The organism is Methylobacterium sp. D48H (assembly GCF_053345715.1).
Genome location: NZ_JBKFAP010000010.1, coordinates 1 through 15,051, shown reverse-complemented (window position 1 = coordinate 15,051; position 15,051 = coordinate 1). Strand labels below are relative to the sequence as shown.

At 72.2% G+C, this 15,051-nt stretch carries 12 protein-coding genes; 7 read left to right on the top strand and 5 right to left on the bottom strand.

Annotated elements, in window-relative coordinates; all coding sequences use genetic code 11:
• Positions 1 to 15: 15 nt before the first annotated feature.
• From ACLBX8_RS17510 to ACLBX8_RS17500, 3 genes are all read right to left on the bottom strand, one after another.
• Entirely contained in the window at positions 16 to 1,284 is a 1,269-nt protein-coding gene (locus tag ACLBX8_RS17510) for an arsenic transporter (RefSeq protein ID WP_056529770.1), read from the bottom strand.
• A gap of 67 nt (positions 1,285 to 1,351) precedes the next feature.
• On the bottom strand, positions 1,352 to 2,575 hold the full coding sequence (locus ACLBX8_RS17505) for a metallophosphoesterase family protein (protein WP_447700947.1): 1,224 nt from the start codon (positions 2,573 to 2,575) through the stop codon (positions 1,352 to 1,354).
• 334 nt (positions 2,576 to 2,909) lie between these two features.
• Complete coding sequence (locus tag ACLBX8_RS17500) at positions 2,910 to 3,152, bottom strand: hypothetical protein (RefSeq protein ID WP_427510446.1); 243 nt, start codon at positions 3,150 to 3,152, stop codon at positions 2,910 to 2,912.
• A gap of 537 nt (positions 3,153 to 3,689) precedes the next feature.
• Between ACLBX8_RS17500 and ACLBX8_RS17495 the strand changes: the two genes are divergently transcribed.
• The 6 genes from ACLBX8_RS17495 to ACLBX8_RS17470 all read left to right on the top strand — a co-directional run bounded on the left by ACLBX8_RS17495 (position 3,690) and on the right by ACLBX8_RS17470 (position 10,462).
• Positions 3,690 to 4,490 carry a MetQ/NlpA family ABC transporter substrate-binding protein gene (locus ACLBX8_RS17495; protein ID WP_234081592.1) on the top strand — a complete coding sequence of 267 codons (801 nt, stop codon included), beginning with the start codon at positions 3,690 to 3,692 and terminating at the stop codon, positions 4,488 to 4,490.
• Positions 4,490 to 5,656 (top strand): methionine ABC transporter ATP-binding protein, encoded by a 1,167-nt coding sequence (locus tag ACLBX8_RS17490; protein ID WP_447700946.1) that lies wholly within the window; start codon positions 4,490 to 4,492, stop codon positions 5,654 to 5,656. The genes ACLBX8_RS17495 and ACLBX8_RS17490 overlap by 1 nt, the downstream gene beginning before the upstream one ends.
• A 78-nt stretch (positions 5,657 to 5,734) precedes the next feature.
• Positions 5,735 to 6,388 carry a methionine ABC transporter permease gene (locus tag ACLBX8_RS17485; RefSeq protein ID WP_020096012.1) on the top strand — a complete coding sequence of 218 codons (654 nt, stop codon included), beginning with the start codon at positions 5,735 to 5,737 and terminating at the stop codon, positions 6,386 to 6,388.
• 207 nt (positions 6,389 to 6,595) lie between these two features.
• Positions 6,596 to 7,840: an SfnB family sulfur acquisition oxidoreductase gene (locus ACLBX8_RS17480; RefSeq protein ID WP_447700945.1), complete on the top strand. Its 1,245-nt coding sequence runs from the start codon at positions 6,596 to 6,598 to the stop codon at positions 7,838 to 7,840.
• Positions 7,841 to 7,850: 10 nt separating this feature from the next.
• Positions 7,851 to 9,089 (top strand): SfnB family sulfur acquisition oxidoreductase, encoded by a 1,239-nt coding sequence (locus tag ACLBX8_RS17475; RefSeq protein ID WP_234081597.1) that lies wholly within the window; start codon positions 7,851 to 7,853, stop codon positions 9,087 to 9,089.
• Positions 9,089 to 10,462, top strand: a complete 1,374-nt coding sequence (locus ACLBX8_RS17470) for an LLM class flavin-dependent oxidoreductase (RefSeq protein WP_447700944.1) — start codon at positions 9,089 to 9,091, stop codon at positions 10,460 to 10,462. The genes ACLBX8_RS17475 and ACLBX8_RS17470 overlap by 1 nt, the downstream gene beginning before the upstream one ends.
• Here ACLBX8_RS17470 and ACLBX8_RS17465 read toward each other — a convergent pair whose 3' ends face one another.
• Complete coding sequence (locus tag ACLBX8_RS17465; protein WP_447700943.1) at positions 10,463 to 11,650, bottom strand: transporter substrate-binding domain-containing protein; 1,188 nt, start codon at positions 11,648 to 11,650, stop codon at positions 10,463 to 10,465.
• Between the two features lies 1 nt (position 11,651).
• Positions 11,652 to 12,707, bottom strand: a complete 1,056-nt coding sequence (locus ACLBX8_RS17460; protein WP_447700942.1) for a helix-turn-helix domain-containing protein — start codon at positions 12,705 to 12,707, stop codon at positions 11,652 to 11,654.
• A 547-nt stretch (positions 12,708 to 13,254) separates the two neighbouring features.
• On the opposite strand from ACLBX8_RS17460, the gene ACLBX8_RS17455 reads away from it, so the two are divergent.
• The coding region (locus ACLBX8_RS17455) for a S8 family serine peptidase (protein WP_447715575.1) at positions 13,255 to 15,051 on the top strand (1,797 nt) is incomplete at its 3' end.

Sequence of the window (15,051 nt, the reverse complement as noted above, 5' to 3'; positions counted from 1 at the left end):
GTTTGCGGGGAAGGGTCAGACGAGGAGCAGGCCGGCGAGCGCCAGCGCGAGGGCCGGCGGCATCACCAGCAGGCCGAGCTTGAGGAAGGTCCAGGCGCCGACATCCTGGCCCTCGCGGCGGATGGCGGTGAGCCAGAGGATCGTCGCGAGCGAGCCGGTCACCGACAGGTTCGGCCCGAGATCGACGCCGATCAGGATCGCGCCCGCCACCTTCTCGGGCACGTGGGCGGTCTGGACCGCGGCGCCCGCGATCAGCCCGGCCGGCAGGTTGTTGACGAGGTTGCACAGCACCGCGACGAGGCCGCCCGCCCCCCAGGCGGTGGCCTCCGGGGCGGCGTGGGCGTAGCCCTTGAGGAGGTCCGCCAGCATCGCCAGGACGCCGGTCTTCTCCAGGGCCTCCACGAGGACGAACAGCCCGGCCACCAGCGGCAGCACGCTCCACGACACGTCCTTGGCCACCTCGACGAGGCCGCCGCGCTTGAGCAGCAGCACGACGATCGTGGTGGCGAGCCCGGCCACGAAGGTCGGCAGGCCGAGGTCGAGGCCGAGCGCGGAAGCCGCGATCAGCACGCCGCCGGTCGCCACGATGCCGATCCCCGCCACGAGGCCGGTGCGGGAGAGCGGCTGTGCCTCGACGTCGGTGGCGACCTCCTGCCCGCGCAGGGTCTTCGCCTGGGTCAGCCGCAGCACCGCGTAGGTCGTCGCGATGGCCAGCAGCGAGGGCAGGGCGAACAGGCCGAGCCAGCGCACCAGCGGCGGCATGTGCTCGGCGAAGACCACGAGGTTGGCCGGGTTCGAGATCGGCAGCACGAAGCTCGCCGCGTTGGCGATGAAGGCGCAGATGAACAGGTAGGGGAGGGGGTTCTCCACCTTGGCGGCCTTGGTGGCCGCGTAGACGGCGGGCGTCAGCACCACCGCGCAGGCGTCGTTGGACAGGAACACCGTGACGACGGTGCCGACGAGGTACACGAGGGTGAACAGCCGGGTCGCCGAGCCCCTGGCGGCGCGCACGGCGATCGAGGCGAGCCAGTCGAACAGGCCCTCCTTCCGGGCCACCTCCGACATCAGCATCATGCCGACGAGGAACAGGTAGACGTCCGTCCCCTTCAGCACGCCGTCCCAGGCGGTGGCGGGGGCGAGCAGGCCGAGGGCCACGAGGGCGCCGGCCCCGAGCACCGCCCAGATCGCCTCCGGCCACGCGAACGGCCGCAGGATGACGCCGAGGGTCGCGAGGGCGGCGATCGTCCAAGTCGCGATGTTGGGGGTCAGCGTCAGCGCGCCCATCGGTTGCGGTGGTCCTCTGGTGGGGTGGATCGTGCGGCGCGGTGTGCCGCGATTCGGGCGGGACCGGCTACCAGTGCCGGCCGTTGCGGTTCGGCCCGAGCTGGTCGCCCCGGAGCCCCTTCTCGGGCCAGGCCGGCAGGCGGAACGCGTCGCTGCCGGGGCGCTCGTGCGCGGGCGGCGGCACGAAGCTCCGGTCCACGGGCTCGATCACCTCGGTGTCGGTGTTGCCGGTGCCGTCCGCGACCGTGACGGCGAGGCGGCGCGCGCCGTCCCGCCAGGGGATGCGGGCGTGGACCGTCCGGGGGCCGTCCGGCACCATCGGGTGGGCCGGGCCGCCATCGACGCGCAGGTGACAGCGCCACGCGGCCCGCGGCCGGTCCGACAGCACGAGGGCGCGCACCGAGACCGTGCCGTCGGCGGCGTCGAGGGGCGCCGTGGCGAGGCGCCGGTCGGCGGGGCTCGTGACCATCACGAAGGGCAGTGCCCGGTCGAGGGGCTTGAACCGCCAGCTCGCGACCGGCCCGTCGATCGCCGCGACCGCGTAGCCGACCGAGCCGTCCTCGTTCTGGCCGACCGAGCGGGCCGCGGCGTAGAGGGTGCGCCCGTCCGGGGCGAGCTCGTTGTAGTGGGTGTGGCCCATCTCGACGAGGCGGACGCCGTAGTGGCGGATCAGACCGGCGAGCGCCGCCCGCTCGTCGGGCACGCAGAGGTCGTCCGGGTAGGTGTGGGCGAAGACCGCGCAGGGCTGGCCCTCCCGCTCGGCCCGGGCCAGCTCCTCGCCGAGCCACGCGAGCTGGTGGGGGCCGAGGCGGAAATCGAGGCCGAAGCCCTTCTGGCCGTAGCCGGGGCTGACCATGTCGAGGAACAGGCAGCGCACGCCCGCCCAGGTCTCGGCGAAGTAGTAGTGCGTCACCGAGACGGGGTCGCGCGGGCGCGGCAGGTCGTGGCGCCGCGCCGCGTGGCCGCCGCCGCGCGGGCTGCCCGCCACCGCGGCGAACAGGGCGTCGAAATCCGCCATCGTGCCGTGCTGGCGGTCGTGGTCGCCGGCGATCAGGCGCACCGGCAGGTCCGGGTGCCGGTCCAGGGCCTCGCGCAGGACCGCGTACTGCTCCGCCCGCCCGTCCTCGGCGAGGTCGCCGGGGATGTAGACGAAGTCGAGGAGACCGTGTCGGTGCAGCCCCGCCACCTCGGCGAGCATCGCCCGCAGGTCGGCAGCGTGGGGGTCGGAGGCCCGCTCGAGATGCAGGTCGCCGACATGCGCGAAGGCGAACACGCCGTGGCTCGCCGTCATGGTGCGCCCGCGCGCCGTCTGTGGTTTCCCTGAGCCATCGTGCCCCCCGGACAGGCCCGTCCGCCCCGGCCGGGAGATCGGCCGCGGTGGTCGCGACCGGCCCGACGTTTCGGAGCCGGCGGGGTTCCGGCCCGGGGGGGAGACGCGCGCCGGTGGGGCCCTACATTTTCGTGAGCGCGGGCCCGATCCGTGCGCGGCGCCGCGAAGTGTCGTGAAAACAGACACTCGCTGTCCTCTCAGCCGACAGATCCGGGCGATGTCGGCCCAAGGTCAGCCCGGGGTCAGCCCGGGGTCAGCCAATGACTCCGCCGGCCGGCGGGCCTGTCGGCGCGCCTCAGTGCACGCGCCGGAACAGGTCCGGCAGGTAGCGTTCCAGGGTCTCGTGTCCCTCGAACTGCACGTCCACGGTGGCGGCCGCGCCCCACGGGCGGTGGAGACCCACGACCCGGCCGCGGGCATGGCGCCAGATCCCGAGGATCTCGGCGAGGTCGAGCCGGTCGAAGACCACCTCGTCGCCCGGGGCGAGGACCGGCGCGGCGACGCCGGACCAGGCCTCGGGGACCGGGCGGCGGGGCATCTCCGCGACCCGGGAAGGCTCATCCCCCGGATCGAGGATGGGGGAGAAGGTTTCGTTCGCGGAGTGCTCGCGGAAGAGCATGATCTTCACTAAGCCGTTGCGATGACTGGATAATCGCAGGTTCAATCCGATCCGACAAGGCTTGTTCCGGCGCTTCCCCCGCCGGACCGACCTGTATTCGGCGCCCGGTCCGGGCGACCGGGATCCGCCCGGGCGCCGCGCCCCGTCCCCGGGGCCGGACCGCCCGCGGGACCGCGCGCGCGGGGACGGAGCGGGGCCGGAGAGGAGCCCCGCGGGGGCGCAGCATGCGCCTCTCCGGTTCAGGGGTATCGGGAGATCGTTCGTGTCGTCGAACGACGATCTTTAGAATTTCGGGGCGGGCCGCGCTGATCTAAACCTGACGCGAGACAATCATCCACGTGAGACGGCGCCTGTCGACTTGATGGATCGTGTCCGCATGCCTTCGGATGCGGCGCGAACCATCGCGGCCCGGCAGCCGGACTTGCCCCCGTCCATCCCGATCAGAGTTCCCGCCTGATGAAGTTCCTGCGTCTCCTCGCCGTCGCGGCGCTCAGCCTCGGGGCCCTCCCGGCCGGGGCGGAGACCCTCCGGGTCGGCGTCGTGCCCGGCGCCTACGGCGACGCCGTCACGGTCGCGGCCCGGGAGGCCAAGGCCGAGGGCCTCGACGTCAAGGTGGTCGAGTTCAGCGACTGGACGACGCCCAACGTCGCCCTCGACGCCGGCGACATCGACGTGAACTTCTTCCAGCACCGCCCCTTCATGGAGAATGCCGCCAAGCAGAAGGGCTACGCGTTCGACATCGTCGGGCTCGGGATCCTGTCCAATATCGGCCTGTACTCCCTGAAGCATAAGAGCTTCGACCAGATCCCGGCGGGCGGCACGGTGGCGATCGCCAACGACCCGGTGAACCAGGGCCGCGGCCTGCTGCTCCTCCAGAAGGCCGGGCTGATCACGCTGAGGGACGGTGTCGGCTTCCTCGGCACCCTCGACGACATCGTCGAGAACCCGAAGACGCTGCGGTTCACCGAGGTCGAGGGGCCGCAGCTCGCGCGGATCACCGGCGACGTCGACCTCGCCCTGGGCTACCCGCACTTCATCGTGGCGGCCGGCAGTTTCGACCCGACCAGCGGATTGATCTATTCCGGTATCGAGGACCGGCGCTTCGCCGTGAGCTTCGTCACCAAGGCCGCCCGCAAGGAGGACCCCGTGATCCGGAAATTCGTGACGCTCTTCCAGAATTCGGAGGCCGTGAAACAGCAGATCCGCAAGTCCTTCGCCAACAGCGACAAGCTGTACCTGCTGGCGTGGCAGAACTGATGGTCGGCCTGATCTTCGACAGCCTGCGCGATCCGGGCACGCCGGCCGCGGCCGGGCGGACGGGCCCGGGCGCCGCGACCGCCGCCCGGGCCCCGGCCGCCGCGCCCGGCAGCGAGGTCGGCCGGGAGACCGGAACGGTGCGGTTCGAGTCCGTCTCGAAGACCTACCGCTCGGCCGCCGGACCGGTGCAGGCGCTCGACCGGGTGGACCTCGCGATCCCCGCCGGGGCGATCTTCGGCATCATCGGCCGCTCGGGGGCGGGCAAGTCGAGCCTCCTGCGCACGGTCAACCGGCTGGAGGCGCCGAGTTCGGGCCGGGTCCTGGTCGACGGCGCCCCGATCGACGCCCTCGACACCGACGGGCTCGTCGCCCTGCGCCGGCGCATCGGCATGATCTTCCAGCACTTCAACCTGCTGGCGGCCAAGACCGTCCGGCAGAACGTGGCGCTGCCGCTCACGGTCGCGGGCGTCCCGCGGCACGCGATCGGCCCGCGGGTCGCGGAGGCCCTGCGCCTCGTCGGCCTGGAAGACAAGGCCGACACCTACCCGTCGCGGCTCTCCGGGGGCCAGAAGCAGCGGGTCGGCATCGCCCGGGCGCTCGTGAGCGATCCGGAGATCCTGCTCTGCGACGAGGCGACCTCCGCCCTCGACCCGGAGACGACGCTGGCGATCCTCGACCTGCTGCGCGACATCAACCGGCGGCTCGGGATCACCATCATCCTGATCACCCACGAGATGAGCGTGATCCGCGAGATCTGCAGCGACGTCGTGGTGCTGGAGGGCGGCCGGGTCGTCGAGACCGGGCCGGTCTGGCGCGTGTTCGGGGCGCCCGAGCACCCGACCACCCGGGCGCTGCTCGAACCCCTGACCCGCGGCCTGCCGCCGGATCTGGCGGCCCGGCTGCAGCCGCGGCCCGCGCCGGGCGGCTGGGCGATCCTGCGGATCACCTGCTCGGGCCGGGCCGCGCCGGATCTGTCGGGCCTCGCGGGGGCCGGGGCGCCGGTGCGCCTGCTCCAGGCGGGCATCGAGCGGATCCAGGGCCACGCGGTCGGCCGGATGCTGGTGGCCGTCCCGGCCGAGGACCCAGGCGCGGAGGCGCGGCTGCGGACGCTCGGCGGCGACGTGGAGCGGGTCGGCTACGTCCCCGCCGACGCGGCGGAGGGGTGAGACGATGCGGGACCGCTCCTCCCCCGATACCCCGACCGATGCACCGCCGCCCCTGCACCCCGAACCCGGAGGCCCGCCATGTCGCCGCAGATGATCGAACGCCTCTGGCAGGCCTTCCTCGACACCGCGCTCATGGTCGGGGTCTCGGCCGGGATCGCCGTGGTCGCCGGTATTCCCCTGGCGCTGTTCCTCGTCACCTCCGGGCCCGGCGGCATCTTCGCGGCGCCGACGGCCCACCGGGTGGTCGGGACCGTGGTCAACGGCTTCCGGGCCGTGCCCTTCATCGTGCTGCTGGTGGCGCTGATCCCGTTCACCCGGCTGGTGGCCGGCACCACGATCGGCGTCTGGGCGGCGATCGTGCCGCTCTCGGTGAGCGCGACCCCGTTCTTCGCCCGGATCGCCGAGGTCTCGCTGCGGGAGGTGGATGCGGGCCTGATCGAGGCCGCCCAGTCCATCGGCTGCCGGCGCCGGCACATCCTCGCCCACGTGCTCCTGCCCGAGGCGCTGCCGGGCATCGTGGCCGGCTTCACCATCACGGTGGTGGCGATGATCGGCGCCTCCGCGATGGCCGGCGCGGTGGGCGCGGGCGGGCTCGGGGACGTCGCCATCCGGTACGGCTACCAGCGCTTCGACACCACCGTGATGGTGGTGGTGATCGCGATCCTGATCGCCCTCGTGTGCGCGGTCCAGTTCGCGGGCGACACCGCGGTGCGGCGGCTCCGGGCCCGCTGAGCGAAACCGTCCGACCTGGGCGATCCGACCGGGAGCCCACACCGATCGATCGTCCCCGGTCGACGACCTCGACATCGCCGTCCGCGCGCGCGGAGCGAAGCGATCCAGGCAGCGCCGCGTCTTCCAACCCGGCGCGGCCCCGGGGCGCTTCGCCGCGCTCGCGATGACGGCGGGACGTCCCAACCCGAGCGGTCAACCGGAAACCGTATGAGCCTGCACCTGGACGATCCCGTCACCGACCCGGTCGAAGATCGGCTGCCGCCGCCGCCGTCGCCGCCGCACCGGATCCGCTCGGACGCCGAGGCGATCGCGGCCGCGCGGGCCGTGGCCCGGATCTTCGCGGCGGGCGCGGCCGAGCGCGACCGCGACCGGCGCCTGCCCTGGGCGGAGATCGCGGCCTTCACGGAGAGCGGGCTCGGCGGCATCACGGTGCCGCGCGAACACGGCGGCGCCGGGGTCTCGCACGCGACGCTCGCGGAGGTCTTCGCGATCCTCGCCGCCGCCGACGGCTCGGCGGCGCAGATCCCCCAGAACCAGTTCGGCGTCCTGGCGCTGGTCGCGGCCGCCGCCAGCCCCGCCCAGCAGGCGCGGATCTACCGGGACGTGCTCGCCGGCCACCGGATCGGCAATGCCGGCCCCGCCCGCAACGGCAAGGCGATCACCGGCGTGGACACGCGGCTGACCGCCGGGCCGGAGGGCCCGCGGCTCAGCGGCACGCGCTTCTACTCGACGGGCGCGCTCTTCGCCCACTGGATCCCGACGCGCGCGGTCGGCCCCGACGGCGGGCCGCTCCTGGTCTTCGTGCGCCGGGACGCCCCCGGCGTGCGGGTGGTGGACGACTGGCAGGGCTTCGGCCAGCGCACCACGGCGAGCGGCAGCGTGATCTTCGCGCAGGCCCCGGTCGAGGCGGAGCTGACGATCGACCTCGCGCCCCTGGCCGGGCGCCCGGGCCTGTTCGGGCCGGTCTCGCAGCTGATCCACGCGGCGATCGACGCCGGGCTCGCCCGGGGCGCGGCCGCCGCCGCCCTCGACTTCCTGCGCACCCGGACCCGGCCCTATCCCTTCACCGCCGAGACCGTCGCGGAGGACCCCCACATCCTCGGCGAGGTCGGGCGGCTCACCGTCGACCTGCACGCCGCCGAGGAGGTCCTGGCCCGGGCCGGACGGGCGCTCGACCGGATCGCCGCGGCCCCCGTCACCGCCCAGAGCGCGGCCGAGGCGTCGGTGGCGGTGGCGCAGGCCAAGATCCTCACCACCGAGATCGCCCTGGAAGCCTCCGAGCGGCTGCTCGAGCTCGCCGGCGCCTCGGCGACCCGCGACGGGTACAATCTCGGCCGGTACTGGCGCGACGCCCGGGTCCACACCCTGCACGACCCCGTGCGGTGGAAGTACCACCTCCTCGGGAACCACGCCCTGAACGGCGTGCTGCCCGCCCGGCACCAGTGGAACTGAGGACCGGGCGATGCCGCTCCAGCCCCACGAGACCGCCTTCACGCAGGCACCCGCGCCGCCGCGCCCGGTGCCGGTCCTTCCGGACGCCGCCGCGGCGCTCGCCGTCGCCGACCGGCTGGCGGAGGCCTTCGCCGAGGCCGCCGCCGAGCGCGACTTGGAGCGCCGCCTGCCGGTCGCCGAGATCGCGCGCTTCACCGAATCCGGCCTCTGGGCGATCACGGTGCCGAGGGAATACGGCGGCCCCGGCCTCGACAGCGCCACGGTCGCCCAGGTGATCGCCCGGATCGCCGCGGCGGACGGCTCCCTCGGCCAGATCCCGCAGAACCATTTCTACGCCCTGGAGGTGCTCCGCAACGGCGGCACCGAGGCCCAGAAGCGCGCCCTCTACGGCCGCGTCCTGGCGGGCGAGCGCTTCGGCAACGCGCTCGCCGAGACCGGCGCGCGCGACCACACCCGCCGCACCCGCCTCGTGCGCGACCCGGCCGGCTGGACTGTCGAGGGCCGCAAAGACTACTGCACCGGCTCGCTCTACGCCCACCGCATCCCCACCCTGGCCAACGCCGAGGAGGACGGCCGGGCGGTCGCCTACCTCGTCTTCGTCCCCCGGGACGCGCCGGGCGTGACCCTGGTCGACGACTGGGACGGGTTCGGGCAGCGGCTCACCGGCTCGGGCTCGGTCCTGTTCGACCGCGTCGCCGTGGAGCCCGACTGGGTGGTGCCGTTCCAGGCCTCGCTGGAGCGGCCCACCGCCCTCGGCCCCTTCGCGCAGATCCTGCACGCCGGGATCGATCTCGGCATCGGCGCGGGCGCCTTCGCGGCGACCTTGCCCTTCGTGCGCGACCGCGCCCGGCCGTGGATCGATTCCGGGGTCGCGCGGGCGAGCGAGGATCCCCTGACCCTCCACGCGCTGGGCGACGTCCAGGTGCGCCTCGCGGCGGCCGACGCCCTGCTGGCGCGGGCCGGCCGCTACGTGGACGCCGCGCAGGAAGCCCCCGACGCCGACAGCGTCGCGGCCGCCTCCGTGGCGGTGGCGGAGGCCCGGGCGGCGAGCCACCGGGCCGGCCTGCTCGCGGCCAACAAGCTCGTCGAGCTCGGCGGCACCTCGGCCACCGACCGGGCCGAGGCGCTCGACCGCTACTGGCGCGACGTCCGCACCCACACCCTGCACGATCCGGTGCGCTGGAAGTACCACTGGATCGGCGCCTACCACCTCGACGGCCGGCAGCCGCCCCGGCACGGAGCGCTCTGATGGCCGCCGCGACGAAGCAGATCCTGTTGAACGCCTTCAACATGACCTGCGCGGGCCACATCAACCACGGGCTCTGGACCCACCCGCGCGACCGCTCGGCCGATTACAACACGCTGTCCTACTGGACCGAGCAGGCGAGGCTCCTGGAGCGCGGCCTGTTCGACGGCCTGTTCATCGCCGACATCATCGGCGTCTACGACGTCTACGGCGGCGGCATCGACGTGACCGCCCGGGAGGCCGTGCAGCTCCCGGTCAACGACCCGACCGTGATGATCTCCGCCATGGCGGCGGTGACCGAGCATCTCGGCTTCGGGGTGACGATCAACGTCCACCAGGAGGCGCCCTACACCTTCGCCCGGCGCCTCTCGACCCTCGACCACCTGACGGGCGGCCGGATCGGCTGGAACGTCGTCACCGGCTACCTCGACAGCGCCCACCGCGCCCAGAGCGGCGGCGCGTTGCCGGCGCACGACCGGCGCTACGACTACGCCGACGAGTACCTGGAGGTGCTCTACCGGCTCTGGGAGGGCAGCTGGGACGACGCGGCCGTGCGCCGCGACCGGGCGGCCCGGGTGTTCAGCGATCCCGCCCATATCCGCAAGGTCGCCCACCGGGGCGAGTTCTTCGCGGTCGAGGGCTACCACCTGTCGGAGCCGTCGCGCCAGCGCACGCCGGTGCTCTACCAGGCCGGCGCCTCGGGCCGCGGCCGCGCCTTCGCGGGCCGCCACGCCGAGTGCGTGTTCATCTCGGCCCGCGACCCGGCCACCGCCCGCGACTCCGTCCGCGCCATCCGGGCCGAGGCGGTCGCGGCCGGCCGGGAGCCCGACGACGTGAAGGTGTTCGTCGGCCTCGCGATCATCCCCGGTCGGACCCGGGCGGAGGCCGAGGCCAAGCGCGACGAGTACCTGTCCTACGCGAGCCCGGAGGCGGGGCTCGCGCATTTCTCCGCCTCCACGGGGATCGACTTCGCCCGCTACGGCCTCGACGAGCCGATCCCCTACGCGCCGGGCAACGCCATCCAGTCGGCTACCGCGGCGGCGGCCAGGCGCGGGCTGACGAAGCGCGACCTCCTCGCCGAATTGCAGCTCGGCGGCCGCTACGCGGTCCTCACCGGCGACGCCGTGACGATCGCCGACGAACTCCAGGCCTGGATCACGGAGGGCGAGGTCGACGGGTTCAACCTCAGCCGGATCGTCGTGCCGGAGAGTTTCTCGGACTTCATCGACCTCGTGATCCCGGAACTGCAGGACCGCGGCCTCTACAAGACCGCCTACGCCGAGGGCTCGCTGCGGGCGAAGCTGTTCGGCCAGGGGGACCGGCTGCCCGCCCGCCACCCGGCCGAGGCCTACCGCGGCGCGCCTCGGCGGCCCTGATCAGCGACCCTGGGACTCGCCGCTCTCGGAGCCGAACCAGCGGCCGTAGATCTCGTCGTAGCGGCCGTCCTCCCGCAGGCCCAGCAGGGCCTGGTTGACGCGCTTGCGCCGGGGGTCGTTGGCCGGGAACAGGATGCCGTAGGATTGCCGGTTGAACGCGGTGCCGACCAGGCGCAGGGCCTCGTGGCCGGGCCGGGTCGCGTAGTAGCTGAGCGCGGGGGCATCGTAGACCACTGCCGCGACCGTGCCGGCCCGCAGCGCCGCGCAGGCCGCCTCCAGGGTCGCGAAGCCCACCGGCGTGGCGAAATGGTCCGCGAGGTAGGCGACCGAGGTGGTGTCGGCGACCGTGCCCACCCGCTTGCCCGGCAGGTCCTGCGGGCCGTTGATCGCGCCGCGCAGGCGCTCCACGGTCGCCGTGCTGGTCAGGCCCGCGGTGAACCACGCCACCAGGGCGATGCAGGTGAACAGCCAGACGACCGTGACGGCCCGCGCCAGCGGGCTGCGCGGCATCTCCTCCGCCTGGGCGGCGAGGCTGCTCAGGGCCCACCAGACGACGTGGGCGAAGCCGCGCGCCGGTCCCGAGCGCGCCGCCATGCCGCCGGGGTGGCGCCGCTCGAGCCACCAGACCAGGGCCGCCACCGCCAGGATCAGGGCGGCGAGCCCCAGCAGGACCTGCAGGAAGGCGGCGTCGCTCAGGAGCGCCCGGAGAGCCCGCGCGGTGGCCGAGCCGGTCGCGTCCGGCTCCGCCCGGACGGCGATGCGCAGGCCGGTCTCCAGCATCGTGACGGAGAAGTCGAAACGCCGCTCGCGCTCCGCGGTGATCGACACCGCCGCGATGGCCAGGTCCGCGCGCCCGTCCGAGACCGCCGCGAACAGCGCCGGCAGGTCGTCGACGCGCAGGTAGGCCGTCCGGACGCCGAGCTCCCGCGCGACGGCGTTCCAGAGATCGATGCTGAACCCGCGCAGCCGGCCGTCCTCGTCCATGACCAGGGGCGGCACCGGATGGGTCGCGACCCGCCACGTCTCGGGCTCGCCGGTGCGGAGGGCGGGCGCCGCCTCCCGGGTCTCGGCCTGGACGGGGCCCGGGGCGAGCGGCGCGGCGGCCGCGAAACACAGGGAGAGGCACAGGCAGAGGGACAGGACGCCCACAGCGCCGGCGCGCCGCCGGCCGGCGGACCGGCGCGGCACGTCAGAGGCTCTCGATCCAGTTGCGCAGGACGGCGCCGGGCGCGGGTTCGGGGCCGGTCTCCAGGCGCTGGGACGCGTCGCTCGGGATGAAGCCGAACCGGCGCTTGAACGCCCGCCGGAAGGTCCGCTCGTCCGAGAAACCGACCGCGAAGGCGACCTGCGAGATGCGCAGGGGTTTGGGGGCATCGTCGCGCACGAGCATCCGCATCGCCGCCATGAGGCGGCGGTCGCGGATATACGCCACGATGCCGTTGGGGGCGAACAGCCGGTACAGGGTCGAGCGCGACAGGCCGAGCCGGGTCGCGATCAGGGCGGGCGTCAGCTTCGGGTTGCCGAGTTCCGCCTCGACGAGGCGGCGGACCCGGATCCGGATGTCCTGGTGCTGGGAGGGGCGCCCCTCCTCCTGCCCGCGCAGCCAGCTGGCGCAGAGCTGGGTGATCGCCGCCGAGGCCGCCAGGGCCTCGCGGCGGTCGAGGAGGTCGCCGCAGGCGACGACGTTGGCGACGAAATTATGGACCAGCCGCCCGAACGGGTCGCCGTCGTGGTCGAGGGGGCGCCCGTGCAGGGCGTCGGGGTGGCAGCCCTGCTTCTCCAGCAGGGCGCGGGGAATCACGACGTTCGTGGCGTCGACCGCGCCCGCCACGATGCGCACGGGCTGGGCGAGGTCGAAGACGATGCACTGCACCTCGTTCACGGGGCCGGTGCCCTGCTCGGTCTCCACGCGGCTCTGCCCCCGCCGGTAGAACTGCAGCAGGATGTGGTCGAGGCCCTGCTGGCCGATCATCTCCCGCGTCCGCACGAGGGTGTGGGCCGGCGCCACCACGTCGCCGACCAGCAGGTCGCCGAGATGGTAGCTGCGCATCGCGATCGGGACGGTCAGGTCGGTCTCCGGGCGGAAGCTCACGTCGAAGATGGGCGCGAGATGGTCCTGCCACGCCCGGCCGAGCGCCGCCGGATCAGCGGGCGGCTCGAACCGCAGGCAGGCGACCTCGCCGCCCGGAGCCTCGCCCCCGGCCGGCGCCGCATCCGGGTCCTGGTTTCTCTCCTCGGAAGACATACGTAGAGCCTGACACCTGCTGTTCGCGCGACCGATGAAGAACGGGGGCCTGCCCCAAGGTGACGCGTGGCAACGCGGTCCGGTCGTCCCGCACGTTAGCCGCGTCCACCCGGACAGTCCTCCTGTCTCCCGCCGACCCGAGCGGCTGTACACTGTCGTTTGCCCGGGCGGCGTGCGATTCGACGCGGGCGCCGCTCGACCGGACCGCCCCCGGCGCAACGTCCGATCATCGTGACCCGCGAGCCGGCGGTGTGGTTCCATCCGTCCCAGAAAGGGGGATCCCCGTTTCAGGACGTCGCGCGCGGCGCCGAGTGTGGCCGCAATGTGATAGTTCGTTAAAGCCGCATTTTCTAACTCCCGTGTAAAGCTTGCGGCAGGCATGGCGGGGGTCAGTCCGGTGGTCCAACAGTATAGCGATGTAGAGCGTGTGACCGGATCCTGTGATCCGAGCCGGGGCGCGCGCGCCGGAACCCGGCGTCGCGGCCCCGTGCGACTCGGATTGCTGGTCGGCAGCTCGCTCGCGACGCTCGCGCTGGCTCTGGGACCTGTGGCGGCGCAGACCATGCCGGCGCGCTCGCCCTCGACACTGGGACTGACCAAGCAGGATTTTGAAACACGCGAGTACTGGAATGACTGGGGCCTCGGGGCGATCAATGCCTCGACTGCGTATGCTCGCGGGTTCACCGGGCTTGGGGTTTTAGTCGCCGTCATCGACACCGGTATAGATGCGACACATCCGGAATTCAGGAATTTGACGAGTCCAGGCGGTTCGCGAATCTCGCCTGCCTCAGCCGATTTCTACGAGTGGTATCCGCAAACGCCTACTCCATTCACTATGCCCTCCGTCGTGGACAGAGACGGCCATGGTACCCACGTCGCCGGAACCATCGCCGCAGCACGCGACGGCGATCCCGCGGGCATGATGGGCGTCGCCTTCGAGAGCAGAATTCTTGCCTTGCGCGCTATCGTTGGAACTGATGACAGCCAAACATACAATCGGCCGAGGATGCAGCTGAGCGGAGACACCGCATCTGCAATCGAATATGCAGCACAGAACGGCGCCCGCATCATAAACGGCAGCTATGGGTACTCTTTTAAAGACTCAAATGTATATCAGAAGTACAGCTACGAAGCTATGAGCGCGGAACACCAAGCATTAAAGGAAGCCTCGAGCAGAGATGTGTTATCTATTTTCGCAGCAGGAAACAACCACGTCAGCGGAAACCTATACAATTGGGCAAACGCTTCAAGTGCATCTTTAATTCCCTACATCCGCCCAGAGAATTCTAATTCCGGCGTTTATCGCTTGTACGACATCAATGGTATCGAGCAAAAACAGGTCGATTTCTCCGATGTTTCGGGATATATCGTCGCCGTTGTAAATGTTGATGAATACAATAGGCCAAATTGGTCGAGCAACTTGTGCGGAGCCGCAGCAGCTTGGTGCATTTCTGCGCCTGGGACAAATATTTATTCTACTTGGCCGCTGAATATGGCCCCAGCCGATCAGATGACGGCCGGCTATTACTCGATCAGCGGTACGTCGATGGCCGCACCGCACGTAGCGGGTGCCGCCGCTGTCCTGCGTCAGGCGTTCCCGTTCCTGACGGCGCCGCAGATCGCCCAGACCATGTTCACCACCGCCACCCATCTCGGCGACGGGCCCGCCAACGCCCCGAACGCCACCTTCGGCTGGGGCCTGCTCAACCTCGGCAAGGCCATCGACGGCCCGGGCCAGTTCACCTCCGACTGGACCGTCAACACCACCTACAACGGACAGGCCTATTACGGCCGCTTCGCCAACGCCATCTCCGGCGTCGGCGGCCTGACCAAGGTCGGGCTCGGTACCCTCGAACTCGCCGGCACCAACACCTATGCCGGACCGACCACCGTCGCCGGCGGCACCCTGTTCCTGTCCGGCAGCGGCAGCCTGACCTCACCGGTCTCCGTCCAGGGTGCGGGCACCTATCTCAATGCCGGCTGGACCCAGAGCAGCGTCAGCAATGCCGGCCTCCTGATCAACACCGGCACCATCTCCGGAGGTGCGACCAATGCCGGCACGGCGCTCAGCAGCGGCGTGATCGCCGGCGGCGTGGCCAACAGCGGCACGCTGTCCAACAGCGGCACCCTCGCGGGCGGCCTGACCAATGCCGGTCTGGTCCTCAACACCGGCGCCATCGGTGGCGGCGCGACCAACAGCGGCAGCCTGGTCAACGCCGGCACCGTCGCGGGCGGCCTGACCAACACCGGCACGGCCCTCAACACCGGCGCCATCGGTGGTGGCGCGGCCAACAGCGGCAGCCTGGTCAACGCCGGCACCCTCGCGGGCGGGCTGACCAACACC

Coding starts and splice junctions, on each gene's coding strand:
- ACLBX8_RS17510 (WP_056529770.1), bottom strand. CDS start 1,284: ATGGGCGCGCTGACGCTGACCCCCAACATCGCGACTTGGACGATCGCC.
- ACLBX8_RS17505 (WP_447700947.1), bottom strand. CDS start 2,575: ATGACGGCGAGCCACGGCGTGTTCGCCTTCGCGCATGTCGGCGACCTG.
- ACLBX8_RS17500 (WP_427510446.1), bottom strand. CDS start 3,152: ATGCCCCGCCGCCCGGTCCCCGAGGCCTGGTCCGGCGTCGCCGCGCCG.
- ACLBX8_RS17495 (WP_234081592.1), top strand. CDS start 3,690: ATGAAGTTCCTGCGTCTCCTCGCCGTCGCGGCGCTCAGCCTCGGGGCC.
- ACLBX8_RS17490 (WP_447700946.1), top strand. CDS start 4,490: ATGGTCGGCCTGATCTTCGACAGCCTGCGCGATCCGGGCACGCCGGCC.
- ACLBX8_RS17485 (WP_020096012.1), top strand. CDS start 5,735: ATGTCGCCGCAGATGATCGAACGCCTCTGGCAGGCCTTCCTCGACACC.
- ACLBX8_RS17480 (WP_447700945.1), top strand. CDS start 6,596: ATGAGCCTGCACCTGGACGATCCCGTCACCGACCCGGTCGAAGATCGG.
- ACLBX8_RS17475 (WP_234081597.1), top strand. CDS start 7,851: ATGCCGCTCCAGCCCCACGAGACCGCCTTCACGCAGGCACCCGCGCCG.
- ACLBX8_RS17470 (WP_447700944.1), top strand. CDS start 9,089: ATGGCCGCCGCGACGAAGCAGATCCTGTTGAACGCCTTCAACATGACC.
- ACLBX8_RS17460 (WP_447700942.1), bottom strand. CDS start 12,707: ATGTCTTCCGAGGAGAGAAACCAGGACCCGGATGCGGCGCCGGCCGGG.